Genomic DNA, 15,197 nt, shown 5'->3' with positions numbered 1-15,197 from the left:
CCGAATCGTCGACCTCCGAGACTAGCCGCGGGCGAACACGTGCGGCTTCAGCGCGGGTTCCGCCACCGAGACCGGGGCTGCGGCGATGCGGTCCATGGCGGTCTCGAGGAACGCGGTCAGGTCGGCGGTGACGGTGGTCGGGTCGGCGCCGGGCATGAGGTCCTGGCCGCAGACGGAGGCCGGGAGGTCCGCCGGGGTGGCCGGGCCGCGGCGGGTGATGGCGTTCATGGTGAGGGCGAACGCGAGGTTGTCGCTGGTGCCGATGGTGATGTGGTCGCTCTTGTTCTCCGGGCAGACGTCCTGGAGCGAGATGTTGGTGGCGCCGCGCAGGTCTGTCGTGCCGGCGGGGGTGACGAACTGGTCGTGGACGGTGGACAGCGACGTGTAGGCGATGCCGGGGAAGGTCTCCTGCCGGGAGTTCACCGCCTCGACGAACTTCGCCGACCTCTTCAGCTGCAGGGCGAAGGCGGGGCCGTTGCCGTTGGGGTACAGGGCGTCGTTCTGGTCGCTGCCGTGGTTGACGGCGGCGAGTCCGACGTGGTCGGCGACCATCGCGCGGGTGTCCGGCCAGAACCGCAGCGCGAACCTCGAGCTGACGCCGCCCTGGCTGTGGCCGATCACGGCGATCTTGCCGCGGCTGATCGCGCGGGTGTGCCTGATGGCGTGCACCACGTACTCGGCGGACACCTGGACGTCGCCGACCGAGCTCGCGGGCAGCGCGACCGAGCAGTAGGGGTGGCCGATCGCGTCGAGGGCGCGGAACCAGTTCCAGGAGAACGCCTCGTCGGGCTCGACGCCGGTGCCCGGGACGAAGAGGGCGACCTCGCGGCGTGAGCCGTACGCCGACGGTGTGCACTTCACGGCGGCTTCGAGTTGGGCGATCGGCACGGAGAGCCGCGGGCCGGGGCGGTTCACGGGGGCGTAGGGGTCTGTCGAGGCGGAGGCGACCGACGTCGAGAGGGCCAGCAGGGCGGTCACGAGGACGAGCAGAAGTCTCATTCCTCCAAGCTAGAATTTGACACCAACGTCAGATTCAAGCCTTTCGCGGTGCGGGTTCGGGTGAGTCGCGCCACTTCCGCGCCTTCTCGGCGAGCCCCGCCTCCATGCGCCGCAGCGTCGCGATCGTCGCGTCGACCTCGTCCTGGTCGGACACCACGCCGTCGAGCAGGTCGCTCCACAGGTCGTGCAGCCGGCGCAGGTTCTCCTGGGCGCGGGCTGTGGGGTAGAGGCGGACGCGGCGGGCGTCCTCCTGGTCGGTCTCGCGGTGCACGAAACCCTTGCGCTCCAAGCCTCGCAGCGCTCGGCTGAAGTTGCTGGAGATCTGCTGCGTGGCGTCGGCGGCGGCGCGGGCCGAGGTGCCGGGGTTGCGGTCGATGTACCGCATCACGGCGATGTCGAGGGCCGTCCACGACTCCGTGGTCATGCCCTCCTTGGAGGCGTGGATCTGGCGGCCGACCGCCGCGATGAGGTCGGCTAGCTCGAACAACCGCGACTTCTGGGCCTCGTCCACGCGACCATGGTACTTTTCCTGTCAGATGATAGCTATCACCCGATAGGAGATGCGGTGGACGCGCCGTCCCGCAGCACCATCCCCGTGCCGCTGCTGCTCGTGCTCGCGCTGCTGGCGAGCGTCGCCCCGTTCGGCATCGACCTCTACCTGCCCGCGTTCCCGCGCATGGCCACCGAGCTCGAGACCAGTGACACGGCCATCCAGCTCACGCTCACGATGTTCCTGCTGGGCCTGGCCGCGGGGCAGCTCGTCTTCGGCCCGGTCTCGGACCGGTGGGGCCGGCGCGGGCCGTTGCTCGTGGGCTCGGCGGTGTTCGTGGGCGTCAGCGTGCTCGCCGCCCTCGCGCCCACGATCGAGGTCCTGCTGGCCGCCCGGCTGGTCCAGGGGCTGACCGCGGCGGCCGGCATGGTGATCGGCCGGGCCGTCATCGCCGACCTCGCCACCGGGCGTGCCGCCGCGCGGGCGTTCAGCCTCATGATGATCGTGGGCGGGGTGGCGCCGGTGGTCGCGCCGCTGCTCGGCAGCCTGGTGGTCGACGGGATCGGGTGGCGCGGCGTGCTGCTGGTCCTGGCCGGCCTGGCGGTCGCGATGCTCGCGGGCTCGGCCACCGTCGTGCCGGAGACGTTGCCGCGGGAACGGCGCGGCGCCGGGAGGACGACCGGCTTCCGCGCGCTCGGCAGGCGTGCCTACCTCACCGCCGTGGCCACGTTCGTCTTCTCGTTCGCCGTGCTGATGGCCTACATCTCGGCGTCGCCGTTCCTGTACCAGGTGGTCATCGGCATGAGTCCGGTCGGCTACGGCCTGCTGTTCGCGTTCAACGCGCTGGGGCTCGTCACGAGCAACGCGCTCGCGTCGCGGCTGCTGCGCCGGAGCCAGCCGCGCAGGATCCTCGCGATCGGCACCGCCTGGTTGTTCACGGCGGCCGTGGTCCTGCTGGTCCTCGCGCTGCTGCCGATCAGCGCCGCCTGGCTGATCGTGCCGATCTTCTTCGCCGTCGCGTCGCTCGGGTTCGTCCTCGGCCCGGCCACCGCGCTGGCCCTCGACGCGGTTCCCGGAGCGGCCGGCACCGGATCGGCCGTGCTGGGCGCCTCGCAGTTCGGGCTCGGCGCGGCGGTCTCGCCGCTCGTGAGCGTCGGCAGCGAGCACTCCGCGCTGCCGATGGCGGTCATCATCGCCGTGCTCGCCGGCGTCGCGGTCTGCGCGTCCCGGCTGATCACGAAGCAGGACAACGATGTCGTCGTTCCCGAGCCCGCCGGTTCGCTCGCGGGCTCGAACTGAGGGAGACCACGATGCTGATCGGGATCGAGGAGCACTGGGTCCTGCCCGAGCTCACCGCGGCGCTGGCGGGGCGCGACGACAGCCTCGCGTTCAACGACCTCGGCGACCACCAGGAACGCCTGCGGGACCTCGGTGAAGGCCGCATCGCCACCATGGACGAGCAGGGCATCGACCTCGCGGTGCTCGCGCAGACCCCGCCGGGCACGCAGGCGTTGCCCGCCGGGGACGCGGTCCGGCTCAGCCGCCTCGCGAACGACGTCGCCGCGCAGGCCGTGACCCGCCACCCGGCGAGGTTCCGCGCGCTGTCGACGTTGCCGATGTCGGCGCCGCACGAGGTCGCCGACGAGCTCAGGCGCGCCGCCGACCTCGGTCACGTGGGCACCATGGTCTACGGCCGCTCGGGCGACCTCCTGCTCGACGACCCCGTGTACGACGGCTTCTTCGCCGCCGCGGAAGCGTTGCGGCAGCCCGTTTTCCTGCACCCGCAGCTGCCGTCGGACGCCCTGCGCGACGCCTCCTACCGCGGCTTCGACCCGATGACCGACCTGGCCCTCGCGACGTTCGGCTGGGGCTGGCACGTCGACGCCGGGCTCGCCGCGCTGCGGTTGGTCCTGCGCGGCACGTTCGACCGCCACCCCGGCCTCCAGGTCGTGCTCGGCCACTGGGGTGAGGTGCTGCTGTTCTGGCTCGACCGCGCGGACAGCCTCGCCCGCGTCGCAGGCTTGGAGCGGTCGGTGTCGGACTACCTGAGGTCGAACTTCCACATCACGACCTCCGGCATGCTCAACCCCGCACTGCTGCGGCACGCCCTGTCGGTGACCACCGCCGACCGGCTGATCTTCTCCACCGACTACCCGTTCCAGCACCCCTCGCGGGAGCGGATCAGCGCCTTCCTCGACGAGTTCGAGTCGGACGCCGACCGGGAGAAGTTCAAGTCCGGCAACGCGTCGGCGTTGTTCGGCATCTAGTGGTGTGACTCAGAACGTGGGCGGCGTACCCACGCTCAGCGGGGCGCCTCGCGGCACCGCCCCCACACCCCCGTACAACCAGTACGAGGATGTGGGGGCGGCACCGCGAGACACCCGTCTGAGCACGAATACACCGGCAACGTTCTGAGCCACTCCACTAAAACCGGAACCCGGCGGGCCCGCGCACGGCCGCCGCGGCGAGCTCGCTGACGCGCGCGGCGGGCACGGTGACACCCTGCGCGTTCTGCACCCACGCGACCAGTTCGGGCACGGACAGACCGGAGGGCGGCTCGCCGACGTACGGGAACGCGTAGAGCGGGGTGTTCGGCTCGCTGCGCCAGCTCCCGGACAGCGGGCCGAGGTCCACGGTGTCGAACCCGAGCACGTCGAACAGGTCGGCCACCGCCTTCTTCGCGGCCTCGTCGTCCCCGTGCACCGGCAACGCCGTGCGGTCCGGTGCGCCCGCCGGGCGGTGCAGGTCCAGCAGGTGGCGCGGACCGATGTTGTGCAGCGCCTTCACGACGGCGGACTCGGCGAGGTGGCGCTGCACGAGCTCGCTGGACGTCAGCTCGTCGGAGTCCAGCTCGGGGGAGCGCCACTGCAGCGTGGGCACGTAGTTGGTCGGGTCGACCACGACCTTGCCGGCGAGCTCGGCGCGCGGCAGTTCCTCATGTGCGGCAAGAGGAACTGCCACGACGACGATGTCGGCGGCCCGCGCGGTCTCGGCCGGGGTGGCGGCACGCGCGTGCCGGCCGAGCGCCGCGACCAGGCCGGTCAGCGACTGCGGGCCGCGCGAGTTGCCGAGCACGACGTCGAGGCCGGCGTCGGTGGCGAGCCGGGCGAAGCCCGCGCCCACCATGCCGGTGCCGATGATGCCGAGAACGGGTGTGTTCACTGCGAAGTCTCCGTTTCCTGTGGCTCACCGCCATCCCATCCCGGCCGCCGCACGCCATCAACGACCAACTCCGACGTGCAGCGATCACAAGTCGTGATAGATGTGGACGGGTGGAACTGAGGGCCTTGCAGTACTTCGTCGCGGTCGCGGAGGAGCTCCACTTCGGGCGCGCCGCCGAACGCCTGCGAATCGTGCAGCCGGCCGTGAGCCAGCAGGTCGCCCGTCTCGAACGGGAGCTGGGCGTGCGGTTGCTGGAGCGCACCTCGCGCACGGTGCGGCTCACGGCCGCGGGGGAACGGGTGCTGGCCGCGGCGCGGGAGACGCTGGCCGCGGCGGCGCGCGTCAGGGTGGTGGCGGGAGAACACGCCGCCGTGCTGCGCATCGGGGTGGCGTCGTGCGTGACGCCCCGCCTCGACCGCGCGTTGCTCCGCCTGCGCGAGGGCGACCGGCCCGCGGTGCCAGAGCTGGTGAGCCTGCCGGTGCCCGAGCGACTGGCGGCCGTCCGCGACGGCGAGCTGGACCTCGCCCTGGTCCGAGGCGCGGTCGCCGACGACGCGCTGACCGTGGAACGCGCCTGGTCGGAGCCTTTGCACGTGGTGCTGTCGGCCGAGCACGCCGCCGCGGGCAAGTCCGTGATCAGCCTGCTCGACCTCGACCCGCGCGGCCTGCGGCTGCTGGCCCGCGACGTCGACCCGCCGATGCACGACGCGATCCTCGCCGCCGTGCCCGTGGCCCCGGTGGCACCGCCCGCGGGCGACCTGCTCAACCTGCTGTTCGACGTCGGCCGCGACCCGGACGCGTGGACGCTGATGCCCGCCGAGCTCGTCGCCGGGCACCGGACCGAGCGGCACGTGTCGGTGCCGCTCGACCCGCCCCTGGCCGTGGACGGGCACCTCGTCACGGCCCGGGCGACCCCCGGCGCGTGCGTCCGGTCCTATGTGGACGCGTTCGCGGACTGATCAGATCTGGTTCTCGCCACCGTCGACGTAGACGTTGGCGCCCAGCATGAAGCTGCTGTCGGGCGAGGCCAGGAACGCCACCGCGGCGGCCACCTCGTCGACGTGTCCCATCCGGCCGATGGCGATCCTGGCCGCCTCGGCCGCCTTGAACGCCTTCTCGTTCTCCTCGCCGACGAGCTCGGTGATCCCGGTGGTGTCGGTCGGTCCCGGCGAGATGGCGTTCACGCGGATGCCGCGGCCCTTGAGCTCGTTCGCCCACGACCGCGTGAACGTGCGCAGCGCCGCCTTGGACGCGGCATAGGCGCCGAACCCCGCGGTGCCCCTGTCGGCGGCGGTGGAGGCGTTGATGATCACCGAGGCGCCCTCGTTGAGCAGCGGGAGCGCCTTCTGCACGGTGAACATCGTGCCCTTGACGTTGACGCCGAAGACCTGGTCGAAGTCGTCGGCGGTGATCGTCTCGATGGTCGCGAACGACGCCGTGGCCGAGTTGGCGAACAGCACGTCGAGCCCCTGGCCGCGGGCGGCGACGACCTCGTAGAGGTTGTCCAGGTCGGCCGGGTTCGTGATGTCACCCGGCACCGCGGTGACGTTCTCCCCGATCGCCTCCACGGCCTCGTCGAGCTCGTTCTTGCGGCGGCCGGTGATGAACACGTGCGCGCCCTCCGCCACCAGCCGGGCGGCGGTCGCCCTGCCGATGCCCCGCGTGCCGCCCCCGGTGATGACCGCGGTCTTGCCTTCCAGCCTGCGCATTACGACCTCCACGAAGTTGTGCACCGATCGGTGCATATTTCGACCGTAGCACTTGTGCACCGATCGGTGCACAAGGCGTACGATGAGCTCGTGGAGAAAGCGCAGGTGGGCCGGCCGAGGGAGTTCGACGCCGAGCAGGCGCTCCTGAAGGCGATGCGCGTCTTCTGGGAGCAGGGCTACGACGGAGCGAGCCTCACCGACCTGACCGAGCGCATGGGCATCTCGCGCAAGAGCATGTACGCGGCCTTCGGCAACAAGGAGGAGCTCTTCCGCAAGGCGTTGCAGCGCTACACGGAGATCCAGGCCGTCTACGTCTTGGAGGCGTTGGCGGCGGAGACCGCGGGCGAGGTCGCGACCCGCTTCCTCGACGGCGCGGTGCGGGCCAACACGCGGCCGGGCTGCCCGCCGGGGTGTCTCGGGGTGCAGGGCGCGCTGGCCGTGGGGGCGACCGGAGTGGTCGCGCGCGACACCCTGATCGCGTGGCGCGCGCTGGGGCAGGAGTACCTGCGCGACCGGTTCCAGCGGGCGGTGGACGAGGGCGACCTGCCGGCCGGCGCCGACCCGGACCTCCTCGCCCGCTACCTGATGACGATCTCGAACGGGATCTCCGTGCAGGCGACGGGCGGGGCGACGGAGGAGGAACTGCAGCGGGTGGCCGACGTCGCCCTGCTGAACTGGCCACCCGCCTGACGATCAGGTCACCAGCCGCGCAGGCGGGACCAGGTCGTGTCGACGGACGGGTTCGTGCCGCTGACCACGTGGTAGCGCTCGTGCTGCGCGGCGGTGGCGCACGCGTGGTTGGGCAGGATCCGCAGACGCGTGCCGATGGGCAGTTCGGGAACGGGCTTGCCGTCGCGGGTGCTCAGCACGCCGTGCTCCTGGCTCGCCCCGGTCATCAGCAGGCCGGGGATCAGGGTGCCGTGGACGTCGGCGACGAGTCCGTAGCCCTGGTCGACGGCCTGCGCCTGCGTGCCCCGGTCCCGCGAGGTCGCCATCCAGCCGCCGTCGGTGAGCACCCAGTTCTTCTCGTGCCGGTGGCCGATCACGGTGACGACGACGGACAGCGCGAGGTCGTCGGTGGAGCACACGCCGATGCCCGCCATGACGAGGTCGAAGAACACGTAGTTGCCCGCGCGGACCTCGGTGACGCCGGACAGGTCCGTCGCCGCGTGCGCGGTGGGCGTCGAGCCGACGCTGACGACCGGGCACGGCAGACCCGCGGCGCGCAGGACCTCGGCGGCGGCCACGGCGACGTCCCGCTCGTTCTGCGCGGACGCGTGCAAAGCCTCTGACGTGTGAGCGAAGTAGGACTCGCCGGCGTGGGTGAGCACGCCCGCGAGGTTGTCGCCGAGCGCCCGGCCGATCTCGGTGAGGGACGGGTCGGCGGGCGTGACGCCACCCCGGTGCCCGTCGCAGTCGATCTCGACCAGCGCCGGGACGCGGAGGTCCTCCTCCTGCGCGAACCGGGTCACCGCCCGGGCCTGCGCGAGGGAGTCGAGCAGGACCGTGAGGGTCACGCCCCGGCGCAGCAGGGCGGCGACGCGCGGCAGCTTGTGCGGGTCGATGCCGACGGCGTACAGGACGTCGGTGTAGCCCGCGGCCGCGAAGTGCTCGGCCTCGGCCAGCGTCGACACCGTGATGGGCCCGCCCGCGTGGACCCGGTCGGCCACCTCGACGGACTTGGCCGTCTTGACGTGCAGGCGCAGCGGCACGCCGAGCCGGTCGAGGTGCTCGCGCAGCCGTGCGGCGTTGCGGTCGAGCTTCTCGGCGTCGACCAGGGCGAACGGCGTGTCCGGAGTGTCCACAGTGGTCATTCGGTGCCTCCTGGCACGGTGTGGCGGTGCAGCAGCGCGGCGGCGAGGGTGAGGTCCTGCAGGGCGAAGCCGGAGCTGTCGAACACCGTCACGTCCTCCGGCGACGTCCGGCCCGGCGCGGTGCCGGCCAGCACGGCCCCGAGCGCGACGGGCGCGGCGGACGGCGCGTGCTGGAACTCGCCGATGGTGGTGGACTGCTCGGGAAGGTCGCAGAAGAGCTTCGCGCGGTCGTGGAGCGCGACCGGGAGCTCCTGCTTGCCCGGCCCGTCGACGCCCATGGCGGAGACGTGCGTGCCCGGCCTGACCCAGCTCGCGTCGAACAGCGGCTCGCGGGCCGTGGTGGCCGTGACGAGCACGTCCGCTTCGGCCACACCGGTTCGCGTGTCGACCGCTTCCACCGGGAGACCGGTCGCGGCGGCGACGTCGGCGGCGAACCTCCTCGCAGCGTCGGCCCGTCTGCCGACGACGAGGACCCGGTCGATCGGACGAACCCGGCTGACCGCGCGGGCCTCGTGCAGCGCCTGGTGCCCGGTGCCGATCACGGTCAGCGTGCGGGAGTCGTCGCGGGCCAACGTCCGCACGGCGAGCGCGTCGGCGGCGGCCGTGCGGTAGGCGTTGGCGGCCGCCGCCTCGACCACGGCCCTCAACCGGCCCGTGGCGGGGTCGAGCAGCACGATCGTGGAGCTGTGCCGCGGCAGGTCGGTGTTGTCCGGCCAGAAGCTGCCGATCTTCACGCCCACGAGGTCGCCCGCGGACCCCGACTTGAGCGTGAACCGGGTGCCCGGCGTGGACGAACTCCCGATCACCACCGGGAACGTCGACCCGTGCGCGGTGGCGAGGAACGCCTCCCGCGCGGCGGCGAGCGCGAGGTCGTCGTCGACGAGCGCGGCCGACTCGGACTCGCTCACGAAGACGGGGCTGTCGGTCATGGTGTGTCCTTCTTCAACTCGGCGAGGTCGTTGTAGAGACCGGCGCGGGAGATCCCGAGCCGCTGCGCGACGCGACCCGGCGCACCGCGCAACGCGAACACGCCGGCCTCGTGCAGGGACCGGACGAGACCCAGCCGCTCGTCCCTGCCCAGTGCCGTCACGGGCACCGCGTGCGTCCGCTCGGCGCGTTCGACCAGCGACTCGACCACCTGGTCCAGGTCACCGGAGAAGTTCGTCGTGGCGGCGGGCGGCTCCTCCAGCGCGGACAACCCGAGCAGGTCCGAGAGCACCCCGGTCGCGCGGTTGATCGCCGACACGTCGACGTTCACGCACAACGCCCCGATCAGCGACCCGTCGACGTCCCGCAACGGCAGCGTCGTGCACTTGAGCACCTTCCCGTCCTGCGCGCGGGTGACGTAGCCGACCTCGTTGCGGGCGTCGTCCCCGGCGGCGAGCACGCGCAGGCCGATCTCGCTCATCGCGTCCCCGACCCGCCGGCCCGTGACGCCGCCCGCGACCGCGACGACGGACCGCTCCTGGTCGCGGTAGTCGTGCAGCACGACCTCGCAGCTGCGGCCGAAGGTCGCGGCCAGGCCTTCGACGACGGGGGTGAGGGCGGCGAACACCGCGTCCGCGGTGCTGGTGCGGGGCACGGCGCCTCCTGGCGTGGACAAAGTGTCAGCGTCTGGACAAAGTGTCACACGAGTGGGGTGGGGGAGTCAGCTCTTCGGGGTGTGGTGCTGGCCACGGAGGAGAGGTGCCAGTGGAGGGAAGGTGTGCTGGTGGGAGGGCGCGCTGCTAGCGGGAGGGGGCGCTGCTAGCGGGAGGGGGCGCTGGTAGGGAGAGGGTGATGGCCACGGAGGAGGAACAGGCTGGGCACCGCCCCCGTTGCCGCTTTCCTCGCCAGGGCAGCGGCTGGTTCTCGTAGTCCACGAAGTGCAGCCCGCCCTCACCCGCGCGCGCCTTCAGCGTGTCCACCACGCCGGGGATGCTCTCCTCGACCTCCAGCACCGCGCCCGGCCCGCCCAGTCCCGTGCGCACCCAGCCCGGGTTGACCAGCAGCAGGGTCCGCTTGTCGTCGGCGTGGCGGGCGGCGTACCCGCGCATGAGCTGGTTCAGGGCCGACTTGCTGGCGCGGTAGACCTCGTGGCCGCCGTTGGTGTTCATGGTGATGCTGCCCTGCCTTGACGACAGGGGTCTCGACTCCCGCGAGCTCGTCGAGGCCTTCCTTCGTTCGGTGCGGTAGACCTCGCCGTCGACGAATCGGCTCGGCGGCTCCTTCGCGTAGAGTGAGCGTTACATACACAATCTCGCGTGGAATCGAAGGCTAGAGATCTGATGAAGGCCGTCGCCGTCACCTCGCACGGCTCGCCTCCCGAGCTCGTCGACCTGCCCGGTCCGTCCGTTGTGGACGACCACGACCTGCTGCTCGACGTCCTCGCCGCAGGCCTGCACCCGGTCGTGCGCGCGCAGGCGGGCGGAACGCACTACACCAGCACCCGCGCCCTGCCGTTCGTGCCGGGGATCGACGGTGTCGGCCGGGACGCCGCGGGAGGGTTGCGCTACTTCGTGCTCCTCGGCGCGGCTGGCGGGGCGATGGCCGAGCAGGTCGTCGTGGACGCCCGGCACACCGTGCTGCTGCCCTCCGGCGCGGACCTGGTCGCCGTGGCGGCCACCATGAACCCCGCGATGTCCGCGTGGCTCGCGCTGCGCGTGCGGACGCGGGTGGAACGCGGCCGGGACGTGCTCGTGCTCGGCGCCACCGGCAACTCGGGGCGCATGGCCGTGCGGATCGCGGCGCTGCTCGGCGCGCGGCGGGTGGTCGCCGCCGGGCGTGATCCGGACCGGCTCGCGGAGCTGCCCGCGCTCGGTGCGACGGACGTCGTGCCACTGGACGACGTCGACCTGCTCGCCGCCACGGCCGCGGACGTCGACGTCGTGCTCGACTACGTGTGGGGGCCGCCGACGACCGCCGTCCTGACGGGCATCGCCGCCCGCCGCACCGATCCGCGCCGCACCCTCACCTGGGTCGAGATCGGCTCGGTCGCGGGCCCGGACGCCGTGCTGCCGTCGGCCGCGCTGCGATCGTGCCGGATCGAGCTCGTCGGCAGCGGCAGGGGGTCGCTGGGCGCGGGGGAGGTCGTCGCCGGACTGACCGAACTGGCCGTGCCGGTCGCCGCCGGTGAACTGGCCGTGGACGCCGAGGTCCGGCCGCTGTCCGACATCGCGCGGTCGTGGCGGGACGCGGAACGGCTCACCCGCCGCATCGTGCTGGTGCCCGGCCTGGGAGTGGGAGCATGACCACGGTCGCGCACCTGCTGATGCGTGCCGCTGAACGGCATCCCGAGCACGGCATCGGCTACCTCGGGGACGACCCCGAGGCCGCGCCGTCGCTGATGCCGTACCCGGAGCTGCTCGCGGAGGCGACCAGGATGCTGCACGCGTTGCGGCACAGGGGAGTGCGCCCCGGGCAGGCGGTGGCGCTGCTGCTCGAACAACCGCGCGACTTCCTGCCCGCGCTGTGGGCGTGCCTGCTCGGCGGGCTCGTGGCCTGCCCGGTGAAGCCGCTGCGCGAGGACCCGGCGCGGTGGGGCGCCCAGCTGCGGCACGTCGCCGAACTGCTCGACGGCCCGCTCGTGCTCACCACCGCGGAGCTGCACGCCCGCCTGCCCGAGGTCGCCGGGCTCGACGTCGCCGACGTCGCCGGCCTCGACAGCGCTGAAGAGTCCCTTGTGGACGTTCAGGTGCGGCCGGAGGACCTGGCGCTGCTGGTGCTGACGTCCGGGTCGACCGGGACGGCGAAGGCCGTGCGGCTCACGCACGCCAACCTGGTCGCGTCCATGCGGGCGAAGGCCGAGGCCCATCGCGCGACGCCGGACGACGTGACGTTCAACTGGGTGTCCTACGACCACGTCGCGGCGCTGCTGGAGGGCCACCTGCTGCCGGTCGCCAGCGGTGCGACCCAGCTGCACGTCACCCCGGAGCCGGTGCTGGCCGATCCGCTCGTGTTCCTCCGCGCACTGGCCGCCCACCGCGTCACCGCCACGTTCACGCCGAACTTCCTGCTGGGGCTGATCAACGCCGCACTGGCCTCCGGGAGCCCCGAAGACCTCGATCTGTCCGCTGTGGACAGGATCGTCTCCGGCGGTGAGGCGAACCCGGTGGCGACCGGGCTGCGGTTCCTCGACCTGCTGGCACCGCACGGACTCGCCCGCACGGCGTTGTGGCCCGCGTTCGGCATGACCGAGACCTGCGCCGGATCGCTGTACAACCGCGAGTTCCCGGAAGCCGACGCCGGCGCCGAGTTCGCGTCCGTCGGCCGTCCAGTGACGGGGCTGGAGGTGCGGGTCGTCGACCAGGAGGTGTGGTTGCGCGGCCCGATGGTCACGAGCGGCTACCACCGCGATCCCGCCGCCACCGCCGCCGCGGTCACGCCCAACGGCTGGCTGCGCACCGGCGACCTCGGGGTGGTGGAGGACGGCCGGCTGACGCTCGTCGGGCGCAGCAAGGACAGCGTCATCGTCAACGGTGTCAACCACTACAGTCACGACCTCGAAGCCGTTCTCGCGGAGGTCGAGGGCGTGGCACCGTCGTTCACGGCCGCCTTCCCGGTCCGGCCGCGGGGGAGCGACACCGAGCAGCTCGCGGTCCTCTTCGCCGCCACCGCCGCCGGCGAGGAACTGCACCGCGTGGTCGCGAGAGTGCGGGACAGGGTGGTGCTGCACTGGGGTTTCCGGCCCGCGGTCGTGCTCGCCGTGCCGCGTGAGGAGTTCGTGAGGACCAGCCTGGGCAAGGTGCGGCGCGGTGTGCTGCGCGCCCGGCTGGAGTCCGGTGCCTACGCGGATCACGAGGCGCTGAGTGCCGCGCCTGCGGTTCATCACGTTGCTCCCGAAGGCCCCGTCGAGATCGCCCTGGCCGCGATCTGCGCCGAGCTCTTCGACGTCCCCCGGATCGGTGCCACGACCGGTTTCTTCGACCTGGGCGGGACTTCGCTGGACGTGCTGCGGCTGACGAGGGCCGTGCGGGACCGGTTCGGAGCCGGCCTGTCGGTGCTCGACGTGCTGCGCGCACCGACCGTGCGGGAGCTGGCGCGAGTCGTGCGGACACCGCCGGAACAAAGCTACGACCCCGTGGTGACGCTGCAATCCGACGGCGACGGCGTGCCGCTGTTCTGCGTGCACCCCGGTATCGGTGAGGTGCTGGTGTTCGTCAACCTCGCCAAGCACTTCGCGGGCGAACGGCCGTTCCACGCCCTGCGCGCCCGCGGCTTCGGCCCCGGCGAGACACCGTTCGGCAGCTTCGCCGAGATGACCGCCACCTACGTCGAGGCGATCCGACGCGTGCAGCCGCACGGACCGTACGCGCTCGCCGGTTACTCCTTCGGTGCCGCCGTCGCGTTCGAGATCGCCAAGGTGCTGGAGGCCGACGGCGAGCGGGTGGAGTTCCTCGCCAGCTTCAACCTCCCGCCGCACATCAAGTACCGCATGGACGAGCTCGGCTTCGTCGAGACCGCCGTGAACCTGGCGATGTTCCTGGAACTCGTGGACCCGGTCCAGGCCGAGCTGCTGCCGGCCCGGCTCGCGCCGCTGCCGAAGACCGGGCAGATCGCCGCCCTGCTCGACCTCGCCCCGCCCGGCAGGCTCGCCGAGCTGGACCTCGACCTGCCGGGGCTCACCGCGTGGGCGGACCTCGCGGACGGCCTGACCACCCTCGGCCGCACCTACCACCCGGCGGGCGAGGTGCGGACGATGACCGTGTTCTGCGCCGACCCGTTGCGCGGCACCCGCGCGGACTGGGTCGGCGACGAACTGCGGCGCTGGGACGAGCACACCGCGCGGCCCGTCCGGTACGTCGACGTGCCGGGGGAGCACTACACCATGATCGGCCCGCGGCACGTCCACGCGTTCGCGGCACTCCTGCGCGCCGAACTGGCACGCGCGTTCACCCCGACCCAGGAGCCACCCCGTGAGTGACCTGCCCATCGACCGCACCGGAATGTTCGACATGGCACTGGAACTGCTCACCTCCAGAGCCCTGCACGTGGCCGTGGAACTCGGGATCCCGGACCACCTCGCCAACGGCCCCGCCGACACCGCGAAGCTCGCCGAGATCACCGGAACGCACGAACCGTCGCTGTACCGGTTGCTGCGGCTGCTCGCGAGCGTCGGCCTGTTCACCGAGACCGCGCCGCGCACCTTCGCCACGACCCCGAAGGCGAACGCGCTGCGCTCGGACGTCCACGGCTCGCTGCGGCCCTTCGTGCTGCACACCCTCGGCGTCCTCTACCCGGCGTGGGGCGAGATGGCGCACTCGATCCGCACCGGCGAGGAGGCGTTCACCAAGGCGTTCGGCGAACCCGTCTGGCAGTACCACGGCACCCGGCCCGCCGCGAACGACCTGATCAACCAGGTGATGTCGCGCGAGTCCGAGAACATGACCGGCGACCTGGTGGCCGCCTACGACTTCAGCCCGTTCGGCACCGTGGTCGACGTCGGCGGCGGCGAGGGCGCGCTCGTCGCGGGCGTGCTCGCCGCGAACCCCGGCCTGCGCGGTGTCGTCTTCGACCAGCCGCACGTGGTCACCGGCGACGTGCTGCGGGCGGCGGGCCTCGCCGACCGGGCCGAGGTCGTCGGCGGCGACTTCTTCGAGGCGGTGCCCCGCGGCGGGGACGTGTACGTGCTCAAGTGGGTGCTGCACGACTGGAGCGACGAGAAGTCCGTGGAGATCCTGAAGAGCGTGCGCGCGGCGATGCCCGCGGGCGGCACCCTGCTCGTCGTCGAGTCGGTGATCGAACCGGGCGACGACCCCGCGCCCAGCAAGATCCTCGACATGGTCATGCTCGTGCTCAACGGCGGGCAGGAGCGCACGCGCGAGCAGTTCGACGCGCTGCTGGACGCGGCCGGGTTCCACGTCCGGCGCGTGCTGCCGATGGCGTCTTCGAGCACGAGCATCATCGAGGCCGTGGCGGTCTAGGCGTGGTCACGGCGCGTCGGTGCGACGCCCGGCCAGCCACTTCTCGCGGTGCGCGCTCCACCGCTGCATCAGCGCGTGGAGGAACGAACGGGAGGGCGGTGCGCCGGTCGTGTGAACGGCT

General features: G+C 72.3%; 15 protein-coding genes. 7 read left to right on the top strand and 8 right to left on the bottom strand.

Annotated features, from left to right (window positions below; translation table 11 throughout):
* Window positions 1–21 precede the first annotated feature (21 nt).
* Entirely contained in the window at window positions 22–999 is a 978-nt protein-coding gene (locus tag BMY74_RS15475) for an esterase/lipase family protein (RefSeq protein WP_089916241.1), read from the bottom strand.
* A 34-nt stretch (window positions 1,000–1,033) separates the two neighbouring features.
* On the bottom strand, window positions 1,034–1,510 hold the full coding sequence (locus tag BMY74_RS15470; protein ID WP_089916240.1) for a MarR family winged helix-turn-helix transcriptional regulator: 477 nt from the start codon (window positions 1,508–1,510) through the stop codon (window positions 1,034–1,036).
* Between the two features lie 54 nt (window positions 1,511–1,564).
* On the opposite strand from BMY74_RS15470, the gene BMY74_RS15465 reads away from it, so the two are divergent.
* Window positions 1,565–2,788 (top strand): multidrug effflux MFS transporter, encoded by a 1,224-nt coding sequence (locus BMY74_RS15465; RefSeq protein WP_218159636.1) that lies wholly within the window; start codon window positions 1,565–1,567, stop codon window positions 2,786–2,788.
* Between the two features lie 11 nt (window positions 2,789–2,799).
* Window positions 2,800–3,756: an amidohydrolase family protein gene (locus BMY74_RS15460; protein WP_089916236.1), complete on the top strand. Its 957-nt coding sequence runs from the start codon at window positions 2,800–2,802 to the stop codon at window positions 3,754–3,756.
* Window positions 3,757–3,913: 157 nt separating this feature from the next.
* Here BMY74_RS15460 and BMY74_RS15455 read toward each other — a convergent pair whose 3' ends face one another.
* Window positions 3,914–4,651, bottom strand: coding sequence for an NADPH-dependent F420 reductase (locus tag BMY74_RS15455; protein ID WP_089916234.1), 738 nt, complete (start codon window positions 4,649–4,651; stop codon window positions 3,914–3,916).
* A 110-nt stretch (window positions 4,652–4,761) separates the two neighbouring features.
* On the opposite strand from BMY74_RS15455, the gene BMY74_RS15450 reads away from it, so the two are divergent.
* The gene (locus tag BMY74_RS15450; protein WP_089916231.1) at window positions 4,762–5,610 is read left to right on the top strand and encodes a LysR family transcriptional regulator; all 849 of its coding nucleotides are present in this window, start codon (window positions 4,762–4,764) and stop codon (window positions 5,608–5,610) included.
* Here the strand turns inward: BMY74_RS15450 and BMY74_RS15445 are convergent, their stop codons facing one another.
* Complete coding sequence (locus BMY74_RS15445) at window positions 5,611–6,396, bottom strand: SDR family NAD(P)-dependent oxidoreductase (protein WP_245786142.1); 786 nt, start codon at window positions 6,394–6,396, stop codon at window positions 5,611–5,613.
* Between the two features lie 54 nt (window positions 6,397–6,450).
* Between BMY74_RS15445 and BMY74_RS15440 the strand changes: the two genes are divergently transcribed.
* Window positions 6,451–7,050: a TetR/AcrR family transcriptional regulator gene (locus BMY74_RS15440; RefSeq protein WP_245786141.1), complete on the top strand. Its 600-nt coding sequence runs from the start codon at window positions 6,451–6,453 to the stop codon at window positions 7,048–7,050.
* 8 nt (window positions 7,051–7,058) lie between these two features.
* On the opposite strand, the gene BMY74_RS15435 is transcribed toward BMY74_RS15440, so the two are convergent.
* From BMY74_RS15435 to BMY74_RS15420, 4 genes are all read right to left on the bottom strand, one after another.
* On the bottom strand, window positions 7,059–8,174 hold the full coding sequence (locus BMY74_RS15435) for a DSD1 family PLP-dependent enzyme (RefSeq protein ID WP_089916228.1): 1,116 nt from the start codon (window positions 8,172–8,174) through the stop codon (window positions 7,059–7,061).
* Complete coding sequence (locus tag BMY74_RS15430; RefSeq protein WP_089916225.1) at window positions 8,171–9,103, bottom strand: ornithine cyclodeaminase family protein; 933 nt, start codon at window positions 9,101–9,103, stop codon at window positions 8,171–8,173. The genes BMY74_RS15435 and BMY74_RS15430 overlap by 4 nt, the downstream gene beginning before the upstream one ends.
* Complete coding sequence (locus BMY74_RS15425) at window positions 9,100–9,756, bottom strand: helix-turn-helix transcriptional regulator (protein WP_089916222.1); 657 nt, start codon at window positions 9,754–9,756, stop codon at window positions 9,100–9,102. Before BMY74_RS15425 ends, BMY74_RS15430 begins: the two co-directional genes overlap by 4 nt.
* A 145-nt stretch (window positions 9,757–9,901) precedes the next feature.
* Window positions 9,902–10,270 (bottom strand): Rossmann-fold NAD(P)-binding domain-containing protein, encoded by a 369-nt coding sequence (locus tag BMY74_RS15420; RefSeq protein ID WP_245786140.1) that lies wholly within the window; start codon window positions 10,268–10,270, stop codon window positions 9,902–9,904.
* A 147-nt stretch (window positions 10,271–10,417) separates the two neighbouring features.
* Here BMY74_RS15420 and BMY74_RS15415 point away from each other — a divergent pair, with 147 nt between their 5' ends.
* The 3 genes from BMY74_RS15415 to BMY74_RS15405 are packed head-to-tail and all read left to right on the top strand — an operon-like array spanning window position 10,418 to window position 15,076.
* A complete protein-coding gene (locus BMY74_RS15415) occupies window positions 10,418–11,404 on the top strand; it encodes a quinone oxidoreductase family protein (protein WP_218159635.1) in 987 nt (328 codons plus the stop codon).
* Entirely contained in the window at window positions 11,401–14,076 is a 2,676-nt protein-coding gene (locus BMY74_RS15410; protein WP_089916218.1) for an AMP-binding protein, read from the top strand. Before BMY74_RS15415 ends, BMY74_RS15410 begins: the two co-directional genes overlap by 4 nt.
* Window positions 14,069–15,076 carry a methyltransferase gene (locus tag BMY74_RS15405; protein ID WP_218159634.1) on the top strand — a complete coding sequence of 336 codons (1,008 nt, stop codon included), beginning with the start codon at window positions 14,069–14,071 and terminating at the stop codon, window positions 15,074–15,076. The genes BMY74_RS15410 and BMY74_RS15405 overlap by 8 nt, the downstream gene beginning before the upstream one ends.
* Window positions 15,077–15,197 lie beyond the last annotated feature (121 nt).

The sequence above is a fragment of the Lentzea albida genome, from assembly GCF_900111005.1.
Lineage (GTDB): Bacteria > Actinomycetota > Actinomycetes > Mycobacteriales > Pseudonocardiaceae > Lentzea > Lentzea albida.
Note: the sequence above shows the minus strand (reverse complement) of the source record. Positions and strands in the feature narration are given on the sequence as shown.